Origin of the sequence: Rhodococcus sp. AW25M09, assembly GCF_000333955.1 — a bacterium.
In the GTDB taxonomy this organism is placed as follows: Bacteria; Actinomycetota; Actinomycetes; order Mycobacteriales; family Mycobacteriaceae; genus Rhodococcoides.
Window position 1 is genome coordinate 22,368 of record NZ_CAPS01000076.1, and the last position, 23,420, is coordinate 45,787.

The window sequence follows — 23,420 nt, forward strand, 5'->3', positions numbered from 1 at the left end:
CACACCCATGTCGATCTTGGACAAATTTCGCCTCGACGGTCGAGTCGTCATCGTGACCGGCGCATCCTCCGGATTGGGCGTCGCCTTCGCGAAGGCAGCCGCCGAGGCCGGAGCGGACGTGGTACTCGCCGCACGGAGAGTGGACAAGTTGGCGCAGACCGCGGAGTTGATCGACAGTGTCGGAGGACGGTCGATCACGGTCGCAACCGATGTGGTCGACCCCGACCAGTGCACCGCGATGGTCGATGCCGCGGTGGCAGAGTTCGGCAAGGTCGACGTGCTGATCAACAACGCCGGCGTGGGTACCGCTTACCCGGCGACTCGGGAGACACCCGAGCAGTTCCGCTCGGTGATCGACATCAACTTGAACGGGTCGTACTGGGCGGCCCAGGCATGTGGCCGGGTGATGGCACCCGGCAGTTCGATCGTGAACATCTCCAGCGTGCTCGGACTCACCACCGCGGGCCTACCGCAGGCTGCGTACAGTGCCAGCAAGGCTGCCATCATCGGTCTCACTCGCGACCTCGCACAGCAGTGGGGAACACGGAAAGGCATCAGAGTCAACGCCATTGCGCCAGGCTTCTTCCGAAGCGAGATGACGGACTCCTACCAGCCCGGGTACCTGGATTCGATGGCCTCACGAATGATCCTCGGCCGCAAGGGCGATCCCGAGGAACTGGCCGCCACTGCGATCTGGCTCGCCTCCGACGCCGGGGGATACGTGACCGGTCAGACCATTGCTGTCGACGGCGGAATCACGATCACCTGACGGCTGTTACACGGCCGTCGTCACGGCGATGCCTTCGCGAATCAGCCTGCGCGCAATGACGAGTGCGTCGTCGGTGTCGAGGCCTGGCAGCGAGTCCAGACGGCAGGGTGTACCGCGCGCAATCTGTTCGAGAGCATCGGCGCACTGGGTCGGCATCGTCACGGTCTTGTTGCGCAGCACTATCGATACGCCGTCCGTCCCGCGCACGATGCGAGCGATGACGCCGGCCCGGAGCCGAATGGAATCCTCGCCTCGCAATGCCCCCATGGCGGCCACACTCTGCAGAGGCCGCACCGGTGCCGGTCGGACGAGATCGTCGTACCGATCGGCGACGCGGTCGGCGAGGCGGCGAACCGCGTCGGGATCTCGGTCGATCTCGTCGAGGGCGGTGCGCATGGCATCGAGAACTCGGTGGACGTGGGGTACGACGGACTCTGGATCGGTTGGATCGAATCCGGCGGGTAGCGGAGCACGCACACTCTCGACGTCACCGAGGGCTTTCAGCGCGTGATGAGCGATGTCGTAGTCATTGAACGACGCGACCCCGACTGTCAGGTGAATGGTGGTATCTCCGAGGGCCTGAGCCGAGTGAATCCACCCGCGAGGAAGGTAGAGCACGTCCCCGGGTTCGAGCACGACATCCAGTGCGGGAGAGTTCGACGCCTGCTCTTCGACGGCCGAACGCCGGTCGGACCACGGCTGATTGTTGAGTGGATGGACGTGTACCGGCGAGTGAACGATCCACCGCTTGGTGCCTGCGATCTGAACAACGAACACGTCGTGCACGTCGTAGTGAGGCGAAAAGCCCTGTGACGCTGCCGGTGTGACGTACGAATTCACCTGGGCGGGATGGCCTAGCTCGCGAACGAGGTCACCGACGAAATGGATCAGCGGTGGCCACAAGCGGTGCAGACCCTGCAAAACGAGGGTATTCCCGGCCGCGAACGATTCCAGCACCGCACCCGAGTCGATCTGGTCGGTCACCTCTGCTCCGAACCCACCGGAGGCCGTGAAGTGCGTTTTGTCCACCAGCCGGCCGTCCTTGGCCATGCGCACGAACGGTGTGCGTACTCCGCGTTCGGCAATCAGCTCGTCCACCGCATCGAGCGTCATCAGATCATCGAACGTCTCCGGTAGGTCAGCGGACCGCGTCAGCCTGGGAGCGATACCCCAGAACCGATCTGCGAATGTCTCGAGGTCGAGGCCGGTGAGACGACGGAGCGCGGACCGGTGATCCGATCCGCGCTCGTCGCTCGACTCAGTGATCAAGCGCTGCCGTCCGCACCGCCGTCGTGTCCGTTGGGGTTGGATCCGCCGTCGGCCGGGCCTTCGCCCGCTCCGGCGGGACCGTCGGCTCCGCCGTCGTGACCGTCAGGGTTCGATCCGCCGTCGGCCGGGCCTTCGCCCCCTCCGGCGGTGCCGTCGGCTCCGCCGTCGTGGCCGCCGGGGTTGGATCCGCCGTCTGCTGGGCCTTCGCCTGCGGCTCCGCCCGAAGTGGTGATGTCGTCGTCGTTGATGCTCATCGAGGTCCTTCCAGTCGTGGAGGTTCGTGTGCCCGCGCAGTGCGAGAACACCGAGGGTATTGACGCAAACTCTGTTCTTCAAACAGCGTCGGATCGAGAATTTCAGACCGATTCGTGCGGGTCCTCTTCGAGTCCGACGGTTCGACACTAGACCTCGGGGTCGGCCGTGGGACCATGGAACGATGGAGCGATCCCCGGCGCAGCACGTGGTGCTGCTCGACGACGAAGGCCGCGCTGTCGGCACACAGGACAAGACCACCGTCCACACGCTTTCGACCCCACTGCATCTGGCATTTTCCAGTTACGTGGTCAGGTCCGACGGTGCGGTTCTCCTTACACGGAGAGCATCGACCAAGACGACCTGGCCCGGGGTGCTGACCAACAGCTGTTGCGGCCACCCGGCACCGGGTGAGGATCTCGGCGATGCAGTGCTGCGACGAATCGGCGAGGAACTGGGGCTGCATGCGAGTTCGGCCGAATTGGTACTTCCGCACTTTCGGTATCGGGCCGTCATGGACAACGGAATCGTGGAGAACGAGATCTGTCCCGTGTATCGCGTCAGGGTGGACGAGCACGCGTCGCTCGATCCCGATCCGCTCGAAGTCGAGGAGACTCGATGGGTGTCGTGGCCAGAATTCTCTGCCGGCGTGCTCGACGGCAGCATCGACGTATCACCGTGGTGCCGAACGCAAGTGGAGCAATTGACCGCTGTGGCCGACGAGCCGCTGGCCTGGCCGAGTGCGGCCGACGATCTGCTGCCTCCCGCCGCCCGCCGTGCCGACACCCACTGATATCGCCGGGCCTGTGGTGTTCGTGCTGTGAATGCCGACGCTTCCGGTGACCGGGCCGAGGACCGTCTCGAGCGGAGTTCCATCGCGCGTGAACTTGCGCGTTTCGCTCATCGCACCGCCGAAACCGACGGACTGCGCGCCGCTGCGGTAGCTGTTGCCGTGGGCGGAGCACCGGGGGACAGACGGATGCTGTTGACGAAGCGGCCGGATCGATTGCGCGCACATCCCGGTCAGTACGCCCTGCCCGGCGGCGGCGTGGATCCGGGCGAGTCCAGCGTGCAGGCGTGCCTTCGGGAACTGGACGAGGAGTTGGGTCTTCGCGCCGCGCCCGCCGACGTACTCGGCAGGCTGGACGACTACGTCACTCGATCCGGCTACGTCATCACGCCGTTCGTGGTGTGGGTAGGGGACTATTCGTCCTCGTTGCGCCCCAGCGAGGACGAGGTAGCCGAGGTGTTCGAGGTGACGGTCGACGAATTGGACGTCGATGCCCAGTTCGTCTCGATTCCCGAATCGCCTCGTCCCGTCATCAGATGGCCGTACCGTACCGGTGCCATCCATGCTCCGACCGGTGCGATCGTCCACCAATTCCGGGAGGTGGCGTTGCATGGTCGCCACACCCGGGTCGCGGACTTCGAGCAGCCCGTGTTCGCATGGCGCTAACGTGGCCGCAGACACGGTGCCGACGGCCCGCGTGCGCACGAAGAGCAGTACGACAGGAGGTGATCGGTGATGACGGACAACCGTGAAGTCGAGGTGTCCGATCGCATCGCCACCGTTCCCAACCTGCTCAGCGCCATTCGACTCGCCGGCGTTCCCTTGTTTCTGTACCTCCTGCTGGGTCCCGAAGCGGACGGCTGGGCGCTGGTCATCCTGCTCGTCAGCGGTGGAACCGATTGGCTCGACGGCAAGCTCGCTCGCATGCTGGGTCAGGCCTCCAAGTTGGGTGCCGTTCTCGATCCGCTGGTCGATCGGCTCTACGTCGTCAGCACGCTGGTTGCCTTCGTGCTGCGCGGAATCATCCCGTGGTGGGTCGCTGCGATACTGATCGGGCGCGACGTCGTGCTCGGGTTGACGATGTTCGTCTATCGACGTCGTTCCCTCCCGCCGCCGGACGTCATCTACCTCGGCAAGGCCGCAACTTTCGTCGTCATGATTGCGTTGCCGGTGCTGCTGGTCTCCACCGGTACCGGTTCGGTGGCCGACGCCGCGGGTCCACTCGGGTACGCCCTGCTCATCTGGGGCACCGCGCTCTACACCTGGACCGGACTGCTGTACCTCGGCAAGGCCATCGCCGTTGCCAAGGCAGTCGATCCGACAGTGGCCGGCATGTGACGGCGGAGCCCGCGCAGCGACCACCGGAAGGGCCCAGGAGAAATCCCGTCCCGTCGTTGTTGACGTCGTTGCTGACCGATCACCTCGATCCCGGGTACGCGGCTGCGGCCGGAGAACGCTCCGCGCAACACACTCGGAAGCCTCGGATGCCTGCGGCGATCTGGCTGCTGTCCGGGGCCGTCGTCATCGGCCTGATATTCGGTATCGCGTTTTCCCAATTGGCATCCGGTGCCGCTGTCGACCGCGCCGGTGCCGATGCGTCAGCGGCTGTCCGTGCCGCCCAGGACCGCGGCGAAGAATTGGAATCGACACGAGACGAGCTGGCCGAGCAGGTGGCGTCGGAGCGTGATCGCGCCTTGCAGTCCGACGCATCGGGTAGCGCCCTCCTCGACCGATTGAGTGCCGTCGAATCCGCCGCCGGCATCGACACGGTCACCGGTCCCGGCCTTTCGGTCGCCGTCACCGAGCCGGCGGCCCAGGGTGATTCTTCGGATCGGTCGGTTCGCACAGGCTCCGGCGCAGCCGTGCTCGATCGAGACATTGCGTCCATCGTCAACTCGTTGTGGGCCAGCGGTGCAGAGGCGGTGTCCGTGAACGGAATCCGAGTCGGACCGAACGTGACGATCAGGCAAGCCGGAGGGGCCATGCTCGTCGACAACCGCCCGATCGACTCGCCTTACCAGGTCGACGCGATCGGACCGCCGCAGCGGATCCAGGTCCAGTTCGTCGTCAGCGATGCGTATCTGAGGATGAGTACGGTGGCGCAGTTGTACGGAGTCGGGTTCTCGGTGCGCCCGGCCGCCGATCTCGAACTCGGACCCGCCGTTGTGAGAGAGTCGTTCGAGGCACAGGAGGCTGGTCCACCATGACGGAACACGATTCGACGAACGCCGTACCGGCCGAATTCGACGTGGAGGCAGCAGCGGATGCACCGATCACCACCGCTCACGGTGCATACGCCATCGCCGCGCTCGCCGCGCTGATCGCGGGGGTCGTCATCGGTACGGTCGCAGGCCCGCAGGTTCCCGCTGTCGTGGCGCCGTATTTGCCCATCGCGGTCGTCGCCGCGATAGACGCGGTTTTCGGTGGTGTCCGCGCATTCCTCGACGGAATTTTCGACGCCAAGGTGTTCGTCGTCTCGTTCGTGTTCAACGTCTTGGTCGCCGCGCTGATCGTGTGGCTCGGCGACCAGCTCGGAGTGGGAACTCAGCTGTCCACCGCCATCGTCGTCGTTCTCGGAATTCGCATTTTCGGCAACGCTGCTGCTCTGCGCCGCCGTCTGTTCGGTGCATAGAACATGACCGACGGCAGGGGACGACACGGTTGGCGCGCTCGACGCGGAACAGATCGACGCAGGCGCGGAACGGCGTTCGGCATTCTCGCGCTCGCACTGCTCTGCGTCCTCGGAATCGGTATCGCCACGCAGGTACGAGAAACGAGTACCTCCGACAACCTCGAGAGCTCTCGGCCGGAGGACCTGCTGGTCCTGTTGGACTCGCTGACCAGGCGTGAGGCGTCGATTCGCGACGAGATCAGCACCCTGCAGAGCACCTTGGCGACGCTGAACCAGTCCGGTTCGGGGTCCGAGGCAGCGATGGCGCAAGCGCAGGAACGATTGTCCGCGTTGTCGATTCAAGTTGGTACCGTACCTGCTCAGGGGCCGGGGATTACCCTGGTGATCGAGGATCCGAACTCGGGCGTCGGATCCGCGGTACTGCTCGACGCCATGCAGGAGTTGCGTGCTGCCGGTGCCGAGGCGCTCCAGATCGACGGCGGCGGCAATTCCGTCCGCATCGGCGTCGACTCGTGGTTCGCCGGATCCGCAGGGCGGGTGGTGGTCGACGGTCGAGAACTGCAAGCCCCGTACACCTTCACGGCCATCGGCGACCCGCCCACGTTGGCGTCGGCACTCGACATTCCCGGCGGCGTCCTCGATACGGTGACTCGCAACGGCGCTACGTCGAGCATCGCGCAGTCGGACCTGGTCACGGTCTCCGCCTTGCGGGATCCGCGACCGCGTCAATACGCTCAGCCCGGTAACTGACCGCCCGATCGCCCGGGCCATGATCGAAGGGAATGCCGCGTTGAGCGACATCGAAGCACCAGCTGATCTGTATTACACGCCCGAGCACGAATGGGTGCACCGCACGGGTCCCGCGACGGTGCGGATCGGAATCACCGATTTCGCGCAGGCGCAGCTCGGCGATGTGGTGTTCGTTCAGCTCCCGGCGGTCGGCGATACCGTTACTGCCGGCGAGTCGCTCGGCGAGGTCGAATCGACCAAGAGCGTGTCCGACGTCTTCAGCCCACTGACTGCGAAAGTGACTGGCGTGAACCAGGATCTGGACGGTGAGCCGGACAAGGTGAACTCCGGACCGTATACCGGCGGCTGGCTGATCGACCTCGAGGTTTCGTCGGCGGAGGAGTTGGACGCGGCACTGGCACAGATGCTCGATGCTGCCGGATATGCTCTCATCACGGCCGAGTGATCGGCCGACTGTCGACACCGGCCAACCGGCCACACGGTCCCCGCTGCGCAGGGTACGGTCGACACCGAGCGATTACCCTGTCGGGGCGAAGGTCCAGCAAGCTGTACGACAGCTACGCGACACCGAACGTCAAGCAACACCAGATGTGAAGACCATGTACTGCGTTACCCGCGGCGCTCTCTGCCCGGGTGAACGGACTGAGAAGGAGTAACGGTGAGCCAGAACGACAACGACAGCAACTACGGGGAGTCGCCGGCCGAGACCACCTCGGTCTTCCGTGCCGATTTCCTCCAGGAGCTGGACAACTCCGCGGCCGCCCAGAGCACCGAAGCTCCGGTATCGGGCGTCGAGGGATTGCCTGTCGGTGCTGCTCTGCTCGTCGTCAAGCGTGGCCCCAATGCCGGATCGCGATTTCTGCTCGACCAGCCGACCACCTCTGCCGGACGCCACCCCGACAGTGACATTTTCCTCGACGATGTCACGGTCAGCCGTCGGCACGCCGAGTTTCGGCAGGACGAGGACGAGTTTCAGGTTGTCGACGTCGGCAGCCTCAACGGCACCTACGTCAATCGGGAGCCGGTCGACTCCGCGGTACTGGCCAACGGCGACGAAGTGCAGATCGGCAAGTTCCGGTTGGTGTTCCTTACCGGACCGCGGGGCGACAACGGATCTCAGGTCGGCGACGCGTCTGCGGGTGCAGGAAGCCAGTGACCGCCGTCGGGCAGCAGTCCAACGGGGGGATGTCGATTGGCTCCGTCCTCGATCGACTACGGCCCGACTTTCCGGATGTGACCATCTCGAAGATCAGATTCCTCGAAGCCGAGGGTCTGATCTCTCCGGAGCGCACCCCGTCGGGATACCGGCGGTTCTCCATTGCAGACTGCGAGCGGCTGCGGTTCGTCCTGACCGCACAGCGTGATCAGTACCTACCGCTCAAAGTGATCAAGGAACAACTCGAAGCCATCGATCATGGCGTCGCCACAGTCGAGCGGGCCGACGCGTCCGTCAAGAGACCTCGGTCATTGACGGTCGCCGCCGGCGAGGTGTCTCCGGAGGAGTTCCTGCCGGATCGAGAGGTCCGTATCAGCAAAGCCGACCTTCTCGCACAGGCCGGTATCGAGGATGCGTTTCTGACCGAGCTGTTGCGCAGCGGTTTGATCACGCCCGGGCAGGCCGGCTTCTACGACGACGGAGCTGTGACGCTCGCGCGAACGGCACATGCAATGTTGCAGTTCGGTCTCGAGGTGCGTCACCTGCGTGCGTTCAAACTCGCGGCAGATCGGGAAGCCGGCCTGGTAGCGCAGATCGCCGCGCCGGTTGCCAAGGGCCGAGACGCCGGTGCACGTGATCGTGCAGAAGAAATGATTCGTGAGTTGGCTGCGCTGTCGTTGACTCTGCACACCTGCCTGGTCAAAGCGGCGGTGCGCGGTGCGCTCGACCGGTGACGCGTGCTCGTGTCGGTGCGAATTCAAATAGACTCGGCTGCGACGAGCTGAACCAGCAGATCACAGCCCGGATTTCTCGAGGTGAGAGGCAGACACGATGAGTGAGATGCGTGTGGTCGGTATTCGTGTCGAACAGCCGCAGAATCAGCCCGTGTTGCTGCTGCGTGAGGCAGACGGCGACAGGTACCTCCCGATCTGGATCGGTCAAACCGAGGCTGCGGCAATCGCTTTGGAGCAGCAGGGGGTGCAACCCGCTCGGCCACTCACCCATGATCTCGTCAAGAATTTGATCTCGGCGCTGGGGCACGAGCTCAAAGAGGTGCGCATCGTGGATCTGCAGGAGGGCACTTTCTACGCCGACCTCGTGTTCGACAAGGACGTCCGAGTCTCAGCTCGGCCGTCGGACTCCGTAGCCATCGCGCTGCGGGCAGGGGTGCCGATCTTCGCCGAGGAGCCCGTGCTGGCAGAGGCCGGCCTGATCATGCCCGACGAGCGCGAGGACGAGGTCGAGAAGTTCAAGGAGTTCCTCGATTCGGTGTCGCCGGACGACTTCAAGGCCACCGACGGGTAACGGAAGAGTCTCAACCTCAACTTTAGGTTCAGGTTTACGGCGCGTTGCGTTGAATCTGCGCGATCGTCCCCATAACGTCTGTGCCAGTGAAGCTCATCGCCGCCGCTGGTCGGATCTGTTGCAGTTCACGTCTCTTCAACACCTGTCGAGGCGTAGTCTGGCCTGGTACACGGCATGAATTCACGCGAGTACACCGGGGCTCGAGTTACGTCCCGGACGGATCGCAGTACTGACGATCCGAACGCAGTGAGACATCCGAGAGGGAGCAGTCAGTGGGAGATCAGCCGCAGCAGCATCACGGCAGCCGAGAGTCCGATGCCGCAGGCCGGACCGAGGACACGCCCGTCGATGCCGATGCTCGGGTAGACACCCCCGACCAGGCGTCGAACAGCCGGGTCGACTCACCTCAGGACATTCAGCCGGGATTGTTCCCCGACGACTCCGTCCCCGACGAACTCGTGGGCTACCGGGTGCCCAGTGCCTGCCAGATCGCAGGCATCACCTATCGTCAGCTCGACTACTGGGCCCGCACCGGCCTCGTCGTCCCGTCGATTCGAGGCGCAGCCGGGTCTGGAAGCCAGCGGCTGTACTCCTTCAAGGACATGCTGGTACTCAAGATCGTCAAGCGGTTGCTCGATACGGGTATCTCGCTGCAGAACATCCGCGTCGCCGTCGATCACCTCCGTCAGCGCGGCGTGGGCGACCTCGCCAACATCACCCTGTTCTCGGACGGCACCACCGTGTACGAGTGCACCTCCGCAGAGGAAGTGGTGGACCTGCTCCAGGGCGGTCAGGGTGTATTCGGGATAGCCGTGAACGGTGCAATGCGCGAGCTCACCGGCACGATCGCAGACTTTCCGGCCGAACGAGCAGACGGCGGAGAAAGCCAACCGAGCCCCGAGGACGAGCTGGCGTCACGGCGCAAGAATCGCGCGAGCCGCAAGACCGGCTAGACTTTCCTACGTCGCGCCCGCGCGGGAGAGTTCCGAGGCATCCAGTCTCGGACGCCGAAGGAGCAACACCTCCCCGTCAATCTCTCAGGCACACGGACCGTGTGGGCTTCGACAACTCTGGAAAGTGGTGGGAGCACCCACCCGCCCAAGGGGAAAGGTGCCGGCGCGTAAGAACAACGCGCCGTGTTCGACCGAATCTCTCAGGCGCACGCGTCAGCGGGCACACGACAGAGGGGGAGGAGCGGCCGGAGCGTATGCCTCGGTCGTCCGACGCCTCGTCTTTCCGGCACCTGGGAGCACATCGTGACCGATCGAACCACCTCGCCCGTCCGTACTTTCGTCGACCGCCACATCGGACCCGACACCTCCGAGCTGGTCCGCATCCTCGACACCATCGGCGTCGAGAGTCTCGACGAGCTGGCTCGTAAGGCAGTGCCCTCGTCGATCCTCGACACCGTGGTGGACGGCGTCCCGAACGGATTGGCGACGCTACCGCCTGCGTTGAGTGAGCACGAGGCGCTCGCCGCGCTGGCCGATCTCGCGGCACAGAACACCGTGTCGACGTCCATGATCGGCCTCGGCTACTACGACACGTTGACTCCACCGGTGTTGACCCGAGGCATTCTGGAGAATCCCGCCTGGTACACCGCGTACACGCCGTACCAGCCCGAAATCAGTCAGGGTCGACTCGAGGCGTTGCTGAACTTCCAGACCATGGTCGCCGACCTCACCGGCATGGACGTGGCCAATGCGTCGATGCTGGACGAGTCCACCGCGGCGGCCGAATCGATGACGTTGATGCGACGCGCGAACAAAGCATCGAAGTCGCCTCGGATGCTCGTCGACTCCGATATCTTTCCGCAGACCGAAGCCGTGCTGGCAACTCGCGCCGAGCCGTTGGGGATCGAGCTGGTGTATGCCGATCTGACCGACGGCCTGCCGGACGGAGAGTTCTTCGGCGTGTTGCTGCAGCTGCCGGGTGCATCCGGCCGGCTGGTCGATCACACGGCCACCATCGAGGCCGCACACGAGCGTGGCGCGTTGGTGGCCGTGGGCGTGGACCTGCTGGCCGCAACCGTCGTGATTCCGCCCGGAGAAATCGGTGCCGATGTCTGCTTCGGCACCACCCAGAGATTCGGTGTTCCGATGGGATACGGCGGACCGCACGCCGGATACCTCGCGGTGCGGTCCGGTCAATCCCGTCAGCTTCCCGGCCGACTTGTCGGAGTCTCGCTCGACGCGGACGGGCACAGCGCCTACCGATTGGCGCTGCAAACCCGTGAGCAACACATCCGCCGCGAAAAGGCGACCTCCAACATCTGCACCGCTCAGGTCCTGCTGGCCATCGTCGCAGCGATGTATGCCAGCTATCACGGCGCGGACGGCTTGCGTGCCATAGCAACTCGCGTCAACACGCACGCTCGATCCGTAGCGGCAGGCCTACGGGCGGCAGGTATCGAGGTGGTACACACCGAATTCTTCGATACCGTCCTCGCGTCGGTCCCCGGTCGGGCGCAGGCTGTTACCGACAGCGCACAACAGCGCGGTATCAATCTGCGACTCGTCGACGCCGATCACGTCGCCATCGCGTGCGACGAGGCAACCTCGGCCGAGCACGTCGCCGGCGTGCTTGCCGCCTTCGGTGCCGAGGTCGTAGAAGCAGGGGTTATCGAGGTAGGGGCCGAATTCTTGCCCGCGAACATGACTCGCACCTCGGAGTACCTCACGCACCCCGCGTTCACTCGGTACCGCACCGAGACGTCCATGCTTCGCTACCTCCGCGCATTGTCCGACAAAGACATTGCACTGGACCGCAGCATGATTCCGCTGGGTTCGTGCACGATGAAGCTGAACGCGACCGCGGAGATGGAGTCCATCACCTGGCCCCAGTTCGCCCGCCAGCACCCCTTCGCTCCGGCGTCGGACGTACCCGGCCTGCGGCGTGTGATCGACGACCTCGAACGGTGGCTCGTCGACATCACCGGTTACGACGCGGTGAGTCTGCAGCCGAATGCGGGAAGCCAGGGCGAATACGCGGGTCTGCTTGCCATCCGCCAATATCACCTCGGTAACGGTGATGCCCAGCGAGTCGTCTGCCTGATCCCGTCGAGCGCACACGGCACCAACGCGGCCTCGGCTGTGATGGTGGGCATGCGCGTCGTGGTGGTGGCGTGCCGCACCAACGGCGACGTCGACGTCGACGATTTGCGCGCCAAAATCGCCGAGCACGCCGATACGCTCGCGGCGATCATGATCACCTATCCCTCCACGCACGGTGTCTACGAGCACGAGATCTCCGAGATCTGTGCTGCGGTCCACGACGCAGGCGGTCAGGTGTACGTCGACGGCGCGAACCTCAACGCTCTCGTGGGGCTCGCACGCCCCGGCCGATTCGGCGGCGACGTCAGCCACCTGAATCTGCACAAGACCTTCTGTATTCCGCACGGCGGTGGCGGTCCCGGCGTCGGACCCATCGGTGTTCGGTCACACCTGCAGCCGTATCTACCGGGCCACCCGCTGGCTCCGGAGCTCGGCTCGGGTCCGACGGTCTCCGGTGCCCCGTACGGTAGCGCCTCGATCCTGACCATCACCTGGGCATACATCGCGATGATGGGTGCGACGGGCCTGCGGCAGGCGACGTTGACGGCGATCGCGTCGGCCAACTACATCGCCCGTCGCCTCGACGAGTACTTCCCCGTTCTGTACACCGGCGACAACGGCATGGTCGCCCACGAGTGCATCCTCGACCTGAGAGGTTTGACCAAGGACACCGGCGTTACCGTCGACGATGTTGCGAAAAGGTTGGCCGACTATGGATTCCACGCGCCGACGATGAGCTTTCCGGTGCCGGGAACCCTGATGGTGGAGCCCACCGAGAGCGAGAATCTGGAAGAGATAGATGCGTTCTGCGATGCGATGATCGCCATCCGACGCGAGATCGATCGCGTCGGATCCGGCGAGTGGACCGTCGAGGACAATCCGCTGCGCGGTGCGCCGCACACCGCCCGGTGTCTGGTCTCCGAGTGGGACCACCCGTACTCGCGGGAGCTGGCGGCCTACCCAGCGGGTTACGACCGTCCCAAGGTGTGGCCGGCGGTACGGCGCATCGACGGCGCGCACGGCGACCGCAACCTGGTGTGCTCGTGCCCGCCGATCGAGGCCTTCGCCTGATCCCGTTCGCTCGGGCCGATTCGCCTGGTCCGAGGAGCGGTGTGGTCAGCCCCGCGTGAGCTCGAGCATCGAGATCTCGGGCGGGGCGGCCACCCGCACCGGCGGACCCCACGCGCCGGCACCGCGAGTGGTGTACAACGTGGTGTTGCCGATCGTGTCCAGTCCTTCGATACTCGGCTGCTGTAGTGGCACCAGGTAGCGCAGTGGCCAGATCTGGCCTGCATGTGTATGACCCGATACCTGTATGTCGACTCCGAAGTCCGATGCCTCGAGTGCCTGCTTCGGCTGATGTGCCATCAGCAGTACGAAGCGGTCGGGAGCGATCCCGTCCAATGCCGAGGTGAGGTCGGGTTCGTACGGGGCGGGGGCGGTGGCGTCGTTGATGCCGGCAATGTCGATCGAGGCATCACCACGGGTGATCGTCGTTCGTTCGTTGCGCAGCACATCGATGCCGAGAGTCGACCAGAAATCGAGCCACTCTCCGCCGTCGCCGGCGTAGAACTCGTGATTGCCACTGACGGCGAACACCCCCAACGGCGCTTGGAGTTCGCGCAGCGGATCGAGGTCCGCCCCGACCAGGTCGACAGTGCCGTCGATGAGATCGCCGTCGAGCAGCACCACGTCCGGATTCTGGGCGTTGACCGAATCGACGACCTTGCGCACGAACCCTGCACCTCGGGAGGGACCGGCGTGAATATCGGAGACCAACGCCACTCGGAGGCCGTCGAATTCGGCCGGTAGTCCAGAGAGCGAAACTGCAGTATCGGTCACTCGCGGAGTCGCGGCTTCGAAAAGTCCGTACCCCACCGCCACAACGCTCAGAACTGCAACCATCGCGGAGCCGACCCTCGACACACGCAACCGGACGCCGGCGGAATCACGGTGCCGCACTGCGAAAACCAACCGGACAACAGTGCAGACCAATCCGACGAGCACCGTCCCCAGGAACAGATACAGCACCACGGCGAGCCAGGTGAGACCGACGAAGCCCGGACCACGAGCCCAGGACGGATCGAACACTACGCCGCTGCCGAACCCGATCACCGCGCACAGTCCCAGCAGCACCATCAGCACATCTGCGGACCGTTTCAGTCGGGTCGACGTCTCGGTGACGGAGAGAAACCGCCAGTGCAGGAACAGGGTGAGGAGCAGTAGGAAGACGCCCACAAAAAGTACACGAGACATGTTCTAGTACAGCAACTTTCCGAGTCGATCGATGAGGTCAGGTGAATCCGACGTCGGCACGGTCGACACAGTGCCCCCGGTCTCGGCGGTGACGTCGGCGAATGCGGAGGCGTCGGTGCCGTCCCCGATCAGCACGACGTCGACCTGGACCGGCCGCGCCGGATCGGACGCCGCGGTCAAGTCGGTGAGCAGTTGCGCCGCGGACAAGGGTGAATCGTCGGAACCGTCGGTGATCAGCACGACGGAGTTGACCCGTCCCGGCACGTATCCGGCCACGGCGTCGGCATACGCGACCAACACCGATGCGTACGTGTACGAACCGGATTCCGGAGTCAACGCCGCAGCATTGGCATCCAGCGCGGCGAGCCTGGGAGTAGTTCCGACCGGAACGTTCATCGGGCCCGTCGGAACTTCTACCCGGAACGGCCGCGCGTTGTCGAGATCCTCGCTGAAACTCCAGAGGCCGAGCTCGGTGGAGTCGGGTACTCGCTGAAACTGCGCGCTCAGTGCGCGCACCGTGTTCTGCAAGCGTGTCGCACCGCCCTCGGTGGTGCCCATCGACTCGGAGACGTCGAGTAGGACGGTAGCGCGTCGAGGCAGGACCGGATTGCGCAGCACTGCAAGCAGTGCGTCGGTCACCGGGCCCGGTGGAGGGGCGAGCACACCGTCGTCTTCGACGTCGTCGACGGTGAAGCCTGCATCCCGAAATGTCTGAGCACCGTCCGGCTGGCGAACGAATTCGACGAAGGCGGATGCCGCTCGGGTGGATGTCTCATCGCCGGCGAGCACTACGGCGGGATGGTCGGCCACAGGCGTAGGGCCCTGTGGCCGAACGGCGGTCAGGGTCGAGGAATCGGTGGATGCCAATTGCTGTTCGGTGACCGGGACGGCATGGATGGGTGCGCCGGGGCCCGATGCGTTCTCGAGGGTGGCGAGCGCGTCGTACGTGGTGGAGGTGGACAGTGCGCCGCCTCCGGTGTCGGTGACGGCCAACTCCGACATCGCCGACACCAACTCTTTCGACGATGCCTGCTCGACGGTGAGTGCGGTGGCCGGATCACCGCGAACCCCGGCTGCGATCGCCGCAACGGCGAGAGTGGTTGCGCCGGTATCGGAGCCGGCCGGTAAGGCGAGACGAAGCCCGCCCCACTCGGGCAAGCCGAGAGCCTGCGAGTCTCGCTGCAGCCGAACGAGATCAGCCCAGCTCGAGCCGATCGCGTCCACTGCGTCGGCCACCGGGGCGGGCGCTGCGAGAACGATCGGACTCGACGCGACGGACCGCGGAGTTCCGTCGATGGCTCCGCGTTCGGTCACGGCCTCGACATCGGCCGTCGATTGCGGTATCCACAGGCCCGGCCGGTCACCGAGTGCTGTATCCCAGTTGTCGATACCGGAGTTCAAGTTCGACCGCACCTCGCTGGAGGCCGTCGCTCGAACCTGCACCGTCACACAGTGATCGCGCACCACCGGTGCAGTTTCGTTGAACCGGTCGGCCAACTTCTCGATGGGTCCGGAGATGTCGGGATCGGCGGCCACAGTGAGCACCGCCGATCCCTCCACACACTGCCCGGCAGCTTCGACCCCTTGATCGGAGATTCGATTGCGAAGCTGAAACCATCCGAACACGGCCGCGACGATCACCGCGATCGCCAGCACGACGATCACGGGTCCGGCGGCTATCGAACGCCCGCGCCCTGTGTTCCGATGTTCACCCACGTGGTCGACAAGTCCGTCAGCTGTTGACGGCCTTGTACTCCCGTCGACGGCGATGCAGGATCGGCTCGGTGTAGCCATTGGGCTGATCGGTGCCCTGGAAGATCAGGTCGCTTGCAGCCTGGAATGCAATGTTGGTGTCGAAGTCGGGAGCCAACGGCTTGTACGTCGGATCCGATTCGTTCTGACGGTCCACCACCGGAGCCATCCGCTTCAACGATTCGCGCACCTGCTCTTCGGTGACGATGCCGTGACGCAGCCAGTTGGCGATGAACTGGCTCGAAATGCGAAGCGTCGCACGGTCTTCCATGAGTGCGATGTCGTTGATGTCGGGCACCTTCGAGCACCCGACACCGTGGTCGATCCAGCGCACGACGTAGCCCAGGATCGACTGTGAGTTGTTGTCGAGCTCGTTGCGCTTGTCCTCGTCGGTCCAATCGGTGGACGGTGCGAGGGGAATTTCGAGAATATCGTCGACCGAGGCGCGCTTGGCCTTGGCGATCTCGTGCTGACGGGCGAATACATCGACCTTGTGATAGTGCAAGGCGTGCAACGTTGCAGCGGTGGGGGAGGGAACCCACGCGGTGTTTGCACCGGCCTTGGGATGACCAATCTTCTGTTCGAGCATGTCGTGCATCAGATCCGGCATGGCCCACATGCCTTTACCGATCTGCGCCTTGCCCTCGAGCCCGGCCGCCAATCCGGTGTCGACGTTGAAGTCCTCGTAGGCGGAGATCCATTTCTCGCCCTTCATCGCTCCCTTGCGCACCACGGGACCTGCCTCCATGGACGTGTGGATCTCGTCGCCGGTGCGGTCGAGGAAGCCGGTGTTGATGAACACGACGCGTTCGGACGCGGCCTGGATGCATGCCTTCAGGTTGACCGTCGTGCGGCGTTCCTCGTCCATGATGCCGACTTTGAGCGTGTTGTTCGGCAGACCGAGAACCTGCTCGACGCGGCCGAACAACTCGGCAGTGAAAGCAACCTCGTCCGGTCCGTGCATCTTCGGCTTGACGATGTAGAGCGAACCCGTGCGCGAGTTGGACAGCACGTTGTCCTCGGCCAGCGAATGCATCCCGGCGAGCGAGGTGAACAGTGCGTCGAGAATGCCTTCGGGAACCTCGTTGCCGTCGGCATCGAGAATCGCGTCGGATGTCATGAGGTGCCCGACGTTGCGGACGAAGAGCAGCGAGCGACCGTGCAGAGTCAGTTCCGAACCGTCGACCGAGGTGTAGGTGCGATCCTCGTTCAGCGTGCGAGTGAATGTCTTGCCACCCTTGGCGACCTCCTCGGTGAGATCGCCCTTCATCAGCCCAAGCCAATTTCGGTAGCCCAGAACCTTGTCGTCGGCATCGACTGCAGCGACGGAATCCTCGAAGTCCATGATGGTCGTGATGGCCGATTCGAGCAGCACGTCCTTGACGCCCGCGCCGTCGGTCTTGCCGATCGGGCTCTCGGAATCGATCTGAATTTCGAAGTGCAAGCCGTTGTGCACGAACAGGATCGCCGACGGTGCGTCGGGGGTGCCCTGGTAACCGAGCAACTGCGACGGGTCCTGCAGGCCGACGATGTTGCCATCGGAAAGCGTCACCGTCAGCGATGCTGCGTCGACGACGTATCCGGTGGTACCGACATGCGAGCCGGAGCTCAGCGGCAGCGCCTCGTCCAGGAAATCACGCGCGAACGCGATGACCTTGTCGCCGCGGACCTTGTTGTAGCTCGATCCCTTCTCGGCACCGTCGGTCTCGGGGACCGCATCCGTTCCGTACAGCGCGTCGTACAACGAGCCCCACCGGGCGTTGGACGCATTGATCGCGAATCGGGCATTGAGCACCGGCACCACGAGTTGCGGCCCCGCGGTGGTGGTGATCTCGGTGTCCACGTCTGCCGTGGTGATCTGGAAGTCGGCGGGCTCGTCGAGCAGGTAGCCGATGTCTTTCAGGAATGCCTTGTACGCAGCGCGGTCGTAGTCGGGGCCGGCATGTTCGCCGTGCCAGGCATCGACCTTGCCCTGGATTTCGTCACGAACGGCCAGCAACGACTTGTTCTCGGGAGCGAGATCGGCGATCAGCGACGCGGCACCGTTCCAGAAGGATTCGGAATCGACACCGGTACCCGGCAGCGCCTCCTCCTCGACGAAATCGAATAGGACCTTGGCGACTTGAAGTCCACCAGCCTGCACACGATCGGTCATGAATTCCTCACTCTTTTCGGTCACGGACACCGGTGACGGTGTCCCCACGACAACGATGGCCATGTTACTCGGCGGTAAGTCCGATTCCGAACTCGCCGTTGGTCAGTAAATTCTGGCATCGAGCGATCAACGCCGAGCGTAGCGGTGCCGCTTCGGCAGACAGTTCACCCTGCGCGCGCACGTACTCCGCTCGACCGGCCGCAGTCTCGATTCGAATGGGTTCGAGTCCATACTCGCTCAGGTCGTACGGACTCGCACGCATATCGATCGTTCGCGCGTGCAGAGCCAGCTCGAAGCAATCGGTCAGAAACTCGGAATCGATCAGCGGTCCGATCTTGTAGCACCATTTGTACAGATCCATGGACGCATGAATACAACCGGGCTGCTCGGACCTCAGCCGCGACTCCGACGACAGCGGCAGGGAGTTGCGCGGTGCGGCGTCGGGGGTGAAGAACCGGAAGGCGTCGTAGTGGGTGCACCGTAACGTCATCGAGTCGACCACTTCATCTGTTCCGTCGGGACCGAGTCGTAGAGGCACCTGCTCGTGCCGCTGCGCCGAGCCGCCACCGCGGTAGACCATGGCCCACTCGTGCAGCCCGAAACAGCCCAGCGCCGCTGGTCGTTCGCGGGTGGCAGCGAGAAGGCCGAGAGTGAACTCGATACTCGATCGGCGTCGCTCCACCAGATCCGACCGCACCCGAAAGCCCGTTCCCTGGGCCGTTTCCACCTGTTCGTAGGACGCGAACTCGGCGTAATCGCGCGCACGTTCACCGGTCAGAACGACGCCGTGGCCCGGATTCCATCGGCGCAGTTGACCCGGCCGATGGCTGTAGTAGGTGAACAGGAAATCCAGGACCGGATGGACGCCGCCATGTCCTCGATCGGTCAGATAGTCACCGACGAGATTTTCGACCCGCGCCGCATGCGCAGCCTGCCGGGTGGTCCACTCCGCTTCGGTCAGCGACGTCGCGCCGGGCATTCACACGTTCCGTGGGGGAGCGGTCGAGGAGGTCGGTGCGACGCTGGGCGCCGATTGACCCGGCCGAGGACCTGCCACCCTGTGCGTGCCGTCTCGAACGGTACCGACGAACTCCTCGACCAGGTCCTCGAGCGCGACGATGCCGACGGTTGCACCCGTCGCGTCGTGCACGGCTCCGAGGTGGCTGCTGGCGCGCCGCAATTTGGTCAGAGCGTCGTCGAGAACCGTGTCGATGGAGACCACAGGAAGCGCCCTGACGTCACTTCGCGGGATGACCGTGTCGGGTCCGGCCGACTCGTCGGCCATGTCGTCGAGTACGTCCTTGAGATGCAGGTATCCAACCAGGGCACCCGCCGCATCTTGTACTGGATAGCGCGAGAAGCCGGTCTCGATGACGGCACGTTCGACGGAGCCGAGTGTCGGTCCGAGAGTGTGATCGGGGCCGGACAACTCGATACTCCGAACCTGATGGTAGGGAATCAGGACCTCGCCGACCGTCCGACCGGACGTTTCGAGGGCTTGCCGCAGTCGGCGATGTTCCTCCGCGTCGATCAGCCCTTCGGATCGCGATTCGCCGATCATCTGCGACAGCTCCACAGCCGAGACCGACGAGCTCAGTTCGTCCTTCGGCTCGATACGCAGCATCCGCAGAGTTAGGTTGGCGCACAGGTTGTAGAACCAGATCAGGGGTAGCGCCACCTTGATGAACATCAGATGGATCGGTACCAGGACCATGGCGGTGCTTTCCGGACCAGCGATCGCGATGTTCTTGGGAACCATCTCGCCGATGAGGATGTGCAGAACGACTACGAGAGTCAGGGCGATCGCAAAGGCGATCGGGTGCAGGAACGACTCCGGAATCCCTATCGCCTCGAGCGGAACCTCGATCAGATGCGCTACTGCCGGCTCGGCCACGCGGCCCAGCAGAATCGAGCAGATCGTGATGCCGAGTTGAGCGGCCGCGAGCATCTGCGAGAGATTCTGACCGGCCTCGATGACACTCTGCGCGCGCTTCTTGCCTTGCGCGAGCAAGGCCTCGAGTCGATCGCGACGAGCGGAGATCAGTGCGAATTCGGCTCCGACGAAGAATGCATTACCTGCCAGCAAGAGAACTGCGAGACCCACTCCGAAGACATCACCCATCGATCTCTCCCTCCGATCTCATCCGGCCCACGGTTTCGGCGTCCACCGGCAAGATCAGCACCCGGTCTATGCGGCGGCCGTCCATCCGGATCACTCTGGCCACCCAGCCACCGTCCGCCTCGAGCGGATCCTCGCTGGCAGGGGGAGGCAAGAGGACGAAGTCTCCCTCGGTCGGGATGCGCCCCAACTCGGTCAGAACCAACCCGCCTATGGTTTCGTACTCACCCTCGGGAGCGGAATACCCCGTCGCCGAAGCGACTTCGTCGATACGCAACAGGCCGGCGCAGTCCCACCCTTCACCCGAACGCGAAACGTCGAGTTCTGGCTCGTCGTGCTCGTCGCGGACGTCACCGACGATCTCCTCGATGAGGTCCTCCATCGTGACCATGCCCGCGGTGCCGCCGTACTCGTCGACGACGAGCGCCACCTGCATACCGTCGGCGCGCACGCGTTCCATCACGGCGTCGCCGTCGAGGCTCGACGGTACGACCGGAACATCGCGTGCCAGGGACTCGACCGTGGTCGAACGACGCTGCGCACCTGGGACGGTGAACGCATGCTTGATGTGGACGACACCGACGGTGTCGTCCAGATCGCCGTCGACCACGGGAAAGCGCGAGAAGCCGGTGCGCGCGGCCGTTTCGATCAGATCGGCCACGGTCGCGTCGGTGGCGAGCGTCTCTATCTTCACTCGCGGTGTCATCAGTTCCTCCGCGGTGCGATCGCCGAACTGCAACGATCGATCCACCAGTCGGGCCGTGTTCTCGTCTATGGATCCCTGTTGGGCCGACGTACGAACGAGTGAGCCCAGCTCTTGTGGCGATCGAGCCGACCTGAGCTCCTCGGCCGGCTCGATCCCGAGCCGGCGAACGAGCCAGTTGGCGGAGCCGTTGAGCCCGTTGATCGCCCACTTGAAGATCAGCGAGAAACCGGCCATTGCTCCGGCGGTGACACGGGCGGTCGACATGGGTTTTGCTATGGCGATGTTCTTCGGGACCAGTTCACCGAAGATCATCGAGAACGAGGTGGCGAGAATCAGCGCGACCGCAAGCGAGATGCCCGACGCAAGCGTGTCCGAAGCGCCGAGCGCCCCGGCCACCGGTCGAATGAATCCTGCCAGCACCGGCTCTGCGAGATAACCGGTGATCAGCGTGGTGATGGTGATGCCGAGCTGCGCGCCGGACAGCTGAAAAGACAGCGTCTTGTGGGCGTGCAGGACCTGGCGCGAGCGCATGTCGCCGTTCTCGGCCTGCGACTCGACTGCACTGCGTTCGAGAGCAGTGAGCGAGAACTCGGCGGCAACGAACAGTGCGGTACCTGCCGTCAAGGCTACGAATCCGAGCAGACTGACGATCGTGATGAGCGTGGCCACGTGTCAACTCCGCCTGAGCCGGGGCCGTCGGAGTTGGGACAAGAGCATCGCGCCGCCGGAGTGGGCGGGGTTGCCGAACATGATATCGCCGGGTTTCTCTCCCGGCTCGATAGAGGAGCCCTCCGACGTGGAACCGTCGTCGTGCTGCTCAGAGGTTGCCGCATCGGCAACCGAAATAGTGGGTGCCTCGGGCACCTGATTCCCTTCTGTCTGGTTCGCGCTGTGGCCCCACCCGGTGGAGGAGCCGACTGTTCTGCCTCGCATCCGAACAGGTGAAGCTCGTTGTCGGATGAGTGGCGAACACGAACATCTGCGTGTGCTGTGGACGAGTCTAACCGTGCCTGCTCGTCACCATCCGGAGGGCAGGGGCCGCCCCTCGGCGAATCCGGCAGCGGACTGGACACCCAGAACCGCTCGCTGTGCCAACTCCGGGAGACTGCGCGCTCCCGCGTAGGTGCAGGTGCTGCGAACTCCGGCACAGATGTGATCGATCAGATCCTCGACACCCGGGCGATCCGGATCCAGGCGCATACGTGAACTGGAAATACCCTCTTCGAATAGGGCCTTGCGGGCCCGGTCGAAGGCACCGTCGGTGGCGGTGCGGGCGGCAACCGCTCGCTTGGACGCCATGCCGAAGCTCTCCTTGTAACGATTGCCCGCCGCGTCGACCCGAAGGTCGCCCGGCGACTCGTAGGTGCCGGCGAACCAGGACCCGATCATCACGTTCGCCGCACCAGCGGCCAGCGCGAGTGCAACGTCACGGGGATGGCGCACGCCACCGTCGGCCCATACCGAAGCGCCGAGTTCGGCGGCTGCAGAAGAACACTCCGCAACAGCCGAGAACTGTGGGCGCCCGACGCCGGTCATCATCCGCGTCGTGCACATCGCGCCGGGACCTACGCCGACCTTGACGATGTCCGCGCCCGCCCGCACCAGATCCCGGGTGCCCTGCGCAGACACGACGTTGCCGGCAGCGAGCGGCACTCCGAGATCGAGCGCGCGCACCGCAGCGAGGGCTTCGAGCATCTTCTCCTGATGCCCGTGAGCGGTGTCCATGACCAGAACGTCGGCTCCGGCCTCGACCAGAGCGGTCGCCTTCTCCGCAACGTTGCCGTTGATGCCGACGGCGGCGGCGATCCGCAGTCGACCCGACGCGTCGACTGCGGGTGCATAGATGCCGGTGCGGACCGCGCCGGTCCGGGTCACGACACCCGCCAGCGAACCGTCGTCCTCGACGACGACCGCCAGGGGGGCGTGCGCCGCCTCGATGAGCTCGAAGACTTCCTTGGGCGATGCATGGCGCGGCACACGAACGAAGTCGGCGGACGCCACCGAACTGACTCGAGCGAAGCGGTCGACGTCGGCGCACGCGCTTTCGGTGACCACACCGACAGGTTTGCCGTGCTCGACGATCACGACGCATTGATGCGCCCGCTTGTGCACCAGCGCCAATGCATCGGATACGGATGCATTCGGAGCGAGCACTACCGGGGTGTCCGCAATCAGGTCTCGGCTCTTGACGAATGCAACGGTCTCGGCAACTGCGTCGGTCGGCAGATCCTGAGGGATGACCGCTATGGCTCCGCGCCGAGCGACGGTCTCGGCCATCCGACGTCCCGACACAGCGGTCATGTTCGACACGACTATCGGGATGGTCGTTCCGGACCCGTCGACCGTACTGAGATCGACATCGAAGCGCGACGTGACATCGGTTCGATTGGGGACCAAGAAGACGTCGTCGTAGGTGAGATCGTAGGGCGGTCGGTGACCATCGAGGAACTGCACGT

General features: G+C 64.5%; 22 protein-coding genes and 1 riboswitch. Of the genes, 13 read left to right on the forward strand and 9 right to left on the reverse strand.

Annotation, left to right across the window (positions count from 1 at the left end; genetic code table 11):
• Nucleotides 1-7 precede the first annotated feature (7 nt).
• On the forward strand, nucleotides 8-769 hold the full coding sequence (locus tag RHODMAR_RS15435; RefSeq protein ID WP_008716069.1) for an SDR family NAD(P)-dependent oxidoreductase: 762 nt from the start codon (nucleotides 8-10) through the stop codon (nucleotides 767-769).
• A gap of 6 nt (nucleotides 770-775) precedes the next feature.
• On the opposite strand, the gene RHODMAR_RS15440 is transcribed toward RHODMAR_RS15435, so the two are convergent.
• Together RHODMAR_RS15440 and RHODMAR_RS15445 are read right to left on the reverse strand one after the other, a co-directional pair.
• Nucleotides 776-2,038 (reverse strand): cupin domain-containing protein, encoded by a 1,263-nt coding sequence (locus tag RHODMAR_RS15440; protein WP_008716072.1) that lies wholly within the window; start codon nucleotides 2,036-2,038, stop codon nucleotides 776-778.
• On the reverse strand, nucleotides 2,035-2,292 hold the full coding sequence (locus RHODMAR_RS15445; RefSeq protein ID WP_008716074.1) for a hypothetical protein: 258 nt from the start codon (nucleotides 2,290-2,292) through the stop codon (nucleotides 2,035-2,037). The genes RHODMAR_RS15440 and RHODMAR_RS15445 overlap by 4 nt, the downstream gene beginning before the upstream one ends.
• Nucleotides 2,293-2,474: 182 nt before the next feature.
• Between RHODMAR_RS15445 and idi the strand changes: the two genes are divergently transcribed.
• The 12 genes from idi to gcvP all read left to right on the forward strand — a co-directional run bounded on the left by idi (nucleotide 2,475) and on the right by gcvP (nucleotide 13,047).
• On the forward strand, nucleotides 2,475-3,083 hold the full coding sequence (gene idi, locus RHODMAR_RS15450; RefSeq protein WP_042939426.1) for an isopentenyl-diphosphate Delta-isomerase: 609 nt from the start codon (nucleotides 2,475-2,477) through the stop codon (nucleotides 3,081-3,083).
• Between the two features lie 27 nt (nucleotides 3,084-3,110).
• Nucleotides 3,111-3,746 carry an NUDIX hydrolase gene (locus RHODMAR_RS15455; RefSeq protein WP_008716076.1) on the forward strand — a complete coding sequence of 212 codons (636 nt, stop codon included), beginning with the start codon at nucleotides 3,111-3,113 and terminating at the stop codon, nucleotides 3,744-3,746.
• Between the two features lie 69 nt (nucleotides 3,747-3,815).
• Nucleotides 3,816-4,418, forward strand: coding sequence for a CDP-alcohol phosphatidyltransferase family protein (locus RHODMAR_RS15460; protein WP_086000263.1), 603 nt, complete (start codon nucleotides 3,816-3,818; stop codon nucleotides 4,416-4,418).
• 146 nt (nucleotides 4,419-4,564) lie between these two features.
• Nucleotides 4,565-5,287 carry a DUF881 domain-containing protein gene (locus RHODMAR_RS15465; protein WP_008716081.1) on the forward strand — a complete coding sequence of 241 codons (723 nt, stop codon included), beginning with the start codon at nucleotides 4,565-4,567 and terminating at the stop codon, nucleotides 5,285-5,287.
• Complete coding sequence (locus RHODMAR_RS15470; protein ID WP_008716083.1) at nucleotides 5,284-5,712, forward strand: small basic family protein; 429 nt, start codon at nucleotides 5,284-5,286, stop codon at nucleotides 5,710-5,712. The genes RHODMAR_RS15465 and RHODMAR_RS15470 overlap by 4 nt, the downstream gene beginning before the upstream one ends.
• Before the next feature lie 3 nt (nucleotides 5,713-5,715).
• Nucleotides 5,716-6,462 carry a DUF881 domain-containing protein gene (locus RHODMAR_RS15475; protein WP_008716084.1) on the forward strand — a complete coding sequence of 249 codons (747 nt, stop codon included), beginning with the start codon at nucleotides 5,716-5,718 and terminating at the stop codon, nucleotides 6,460-6,462.
• Nucleotides 6,463-6,502: 40 nt separating this feature from the next.
• Entirely contained in the window at nucleotides 6,503-6,907 is a 405-nt protein-coding gene (gcvH, locus tag RHODMAR_RS15480; RefSeq protein WP_042939459.1) for a glycine cleavage system protein GcvH, read from the forward strand.
• Between the two features lie 213 nt (nucleotides 6,908-7,120).
• Entirely contained in the window at nucleotides 7,121-7,618 is a 498-nt protein-coding gene (garA, locus tag RHODMAR_RS15485; protein ID WP_008716088.1) for a glycogen accumulation regulator GarA, read from the forward strand.
• A complete protein-coding gene (gene ftsR, locus RHODMAR_RS15490) occupies nucleotides 7,615-8,352 on the forward strand; it encodes a transcriptional regulator FtsR (RefSeq protein ID WP_008716089.1) in 738 nt (245 codons plus the stop codon). The genes garA and ftsR overlap by 4 nt, the downstream gene beginning before the upstream one ends.
• A 97-nt stretch (nucleotides 8,353-8,449) precedes the next feature.
• Nucleotides 8,450-8,923, forward strand: coding sequence for a bifunctional nuclease family protein (locus tag RHODMAR_RS15495; RefSeq protein ID WP_008716091.1), 474 nt, complete (start codon nucleotides 8,450-8,452; stop codon nucleotides 8,921-8,923).
• Nucleotides 8,924-9,336: 413 nt separating this feature from the next.
• Nucleotides 9,337-9,876 (forward strand): MerR family transcriptional regulator, encoded by a 540-nt coding sequence (locus RHODMAR_RS15500; RefSeq protein ID WP_157226114.1) that lies wholly within the window; start codon nucleotides 9,337-9,339, stop codon nucleotides 9,874-9,876.
• 12 nt (nucleotides 9,877-9,888) lie between these two features.
• Nucleotides 9,889-9,986, forward strand: a riboswitch (glycine riboswitch).
• Nucleotides 9,987-10,179: 193 nt separating this feature from the next.
• Entirely contained in the window at nucleotides 10,180-13,047 is a 2,868-nt protein-coding gene (gcvP, locus tag RHODMAR_RS15505) for an aminomethyl-transferring glycine dehydrogenase (protein ID WP_008716094.1), read from the forward strand.
• A 45-nt stretch (nucleotides 13,048-13,092) separates the two neighbouring features.
• Here gcvP and RHODMAR_RS15510 read toward each other — a convergent pair whose 3' ends face one another.
• The 7 genes from RHODMAR_RS15510 to RHODMAR_RS15545 form a co-directional block, all read right to left on the reverse strand.
• Nucleotides 13,093-14,232, reverse strand: a complete 1,140-nt coding sequence (locus RHODMAR_RS15510) for a metallophosphoesterase (RefSeq protein ID WP_008716097.1) — start codon at nucleotides 14,230-14,232, stop codon at nucleotides 13,093-13,095.
• A gap of 3 nt (nucleotides 14,233-14,235) precedes the next feature.
• Nucleotides 14,236-15,897, reverse strand: a complete 1,662-nt coding sequence (locus RHODMAR_RS15515) for a substrate-binding domain-containing protein (protein WP_008716099.1) — start codon at nucleotides 15,895-15,897, stop codon at nucleotides 14,236-14,238.
• Nucleotides 15,898-15,964: 67 nt separating this feature from the next.
• Nucleotides 15,965-18,139, reverse strand: a complete 2,175-nt coding sequence (locus RHODMAR_RS15520; protein ID WP_042939462.1) for a malate synthase G — start codon at nucleotides 18,137-18,139, stop codon at nucleotides 15,965-15,967.
• A gap of 64 nt (nucleotides 18,140-18,203) precedes the next feature.
• Entirely contained in the window at nucleotides 18,204-19,118 is a 915-nt protein-coding gene (locus tag RHODMAR_RS15525; RefSeq protein ID WP_008716103.1) for a hypothetical protein, read from the reverse strand.
• Nucleotides 19,119-20,261, reverse strand: coding sequence for a hemolysin family protein (locus RHODMAR_RS15530; protein ID WP_008716105.1), 1,143 nt, complete (start codon nucleotides 20,259-20,261; stop codon nucleotides 19,119-19,121).
• The gene (locus RHODMAR_RS15535) at nucleotides 20,254-21,633 is read right to left on the reverse strand and encodes a hemolysin family protein (protein ID WP_008716108.1); all 1,380 of its coding nucleotides are present in this window, start codon (nucleotides 21,631-21,633) and stop codon (nucleotides 20,254-20,256) included. The genes RHODMAR_RS15530 and RHODMAR_RS15535 overlap by 8 nt, the downstream gene beginning before the upstream one ends.
• A gap of 348 nt (nucleotides 21,634-21,981) precedes the next feature.
• Nucleotides 21,982-23,418, reverse strand: a complete 1,437-nt coding sequence (locus RHODMAR_RS15545) for a GuaB1 family IMP dehydrogenase-related protein (RefSeq protein ID WP_008716111.1) — start codon at nucleotides 23,416-23,418, stop codon at nucleotides 21,982-21,984.
• Nucleotides 23,419-23,420 lie beyond the last annotated feature (2 nt).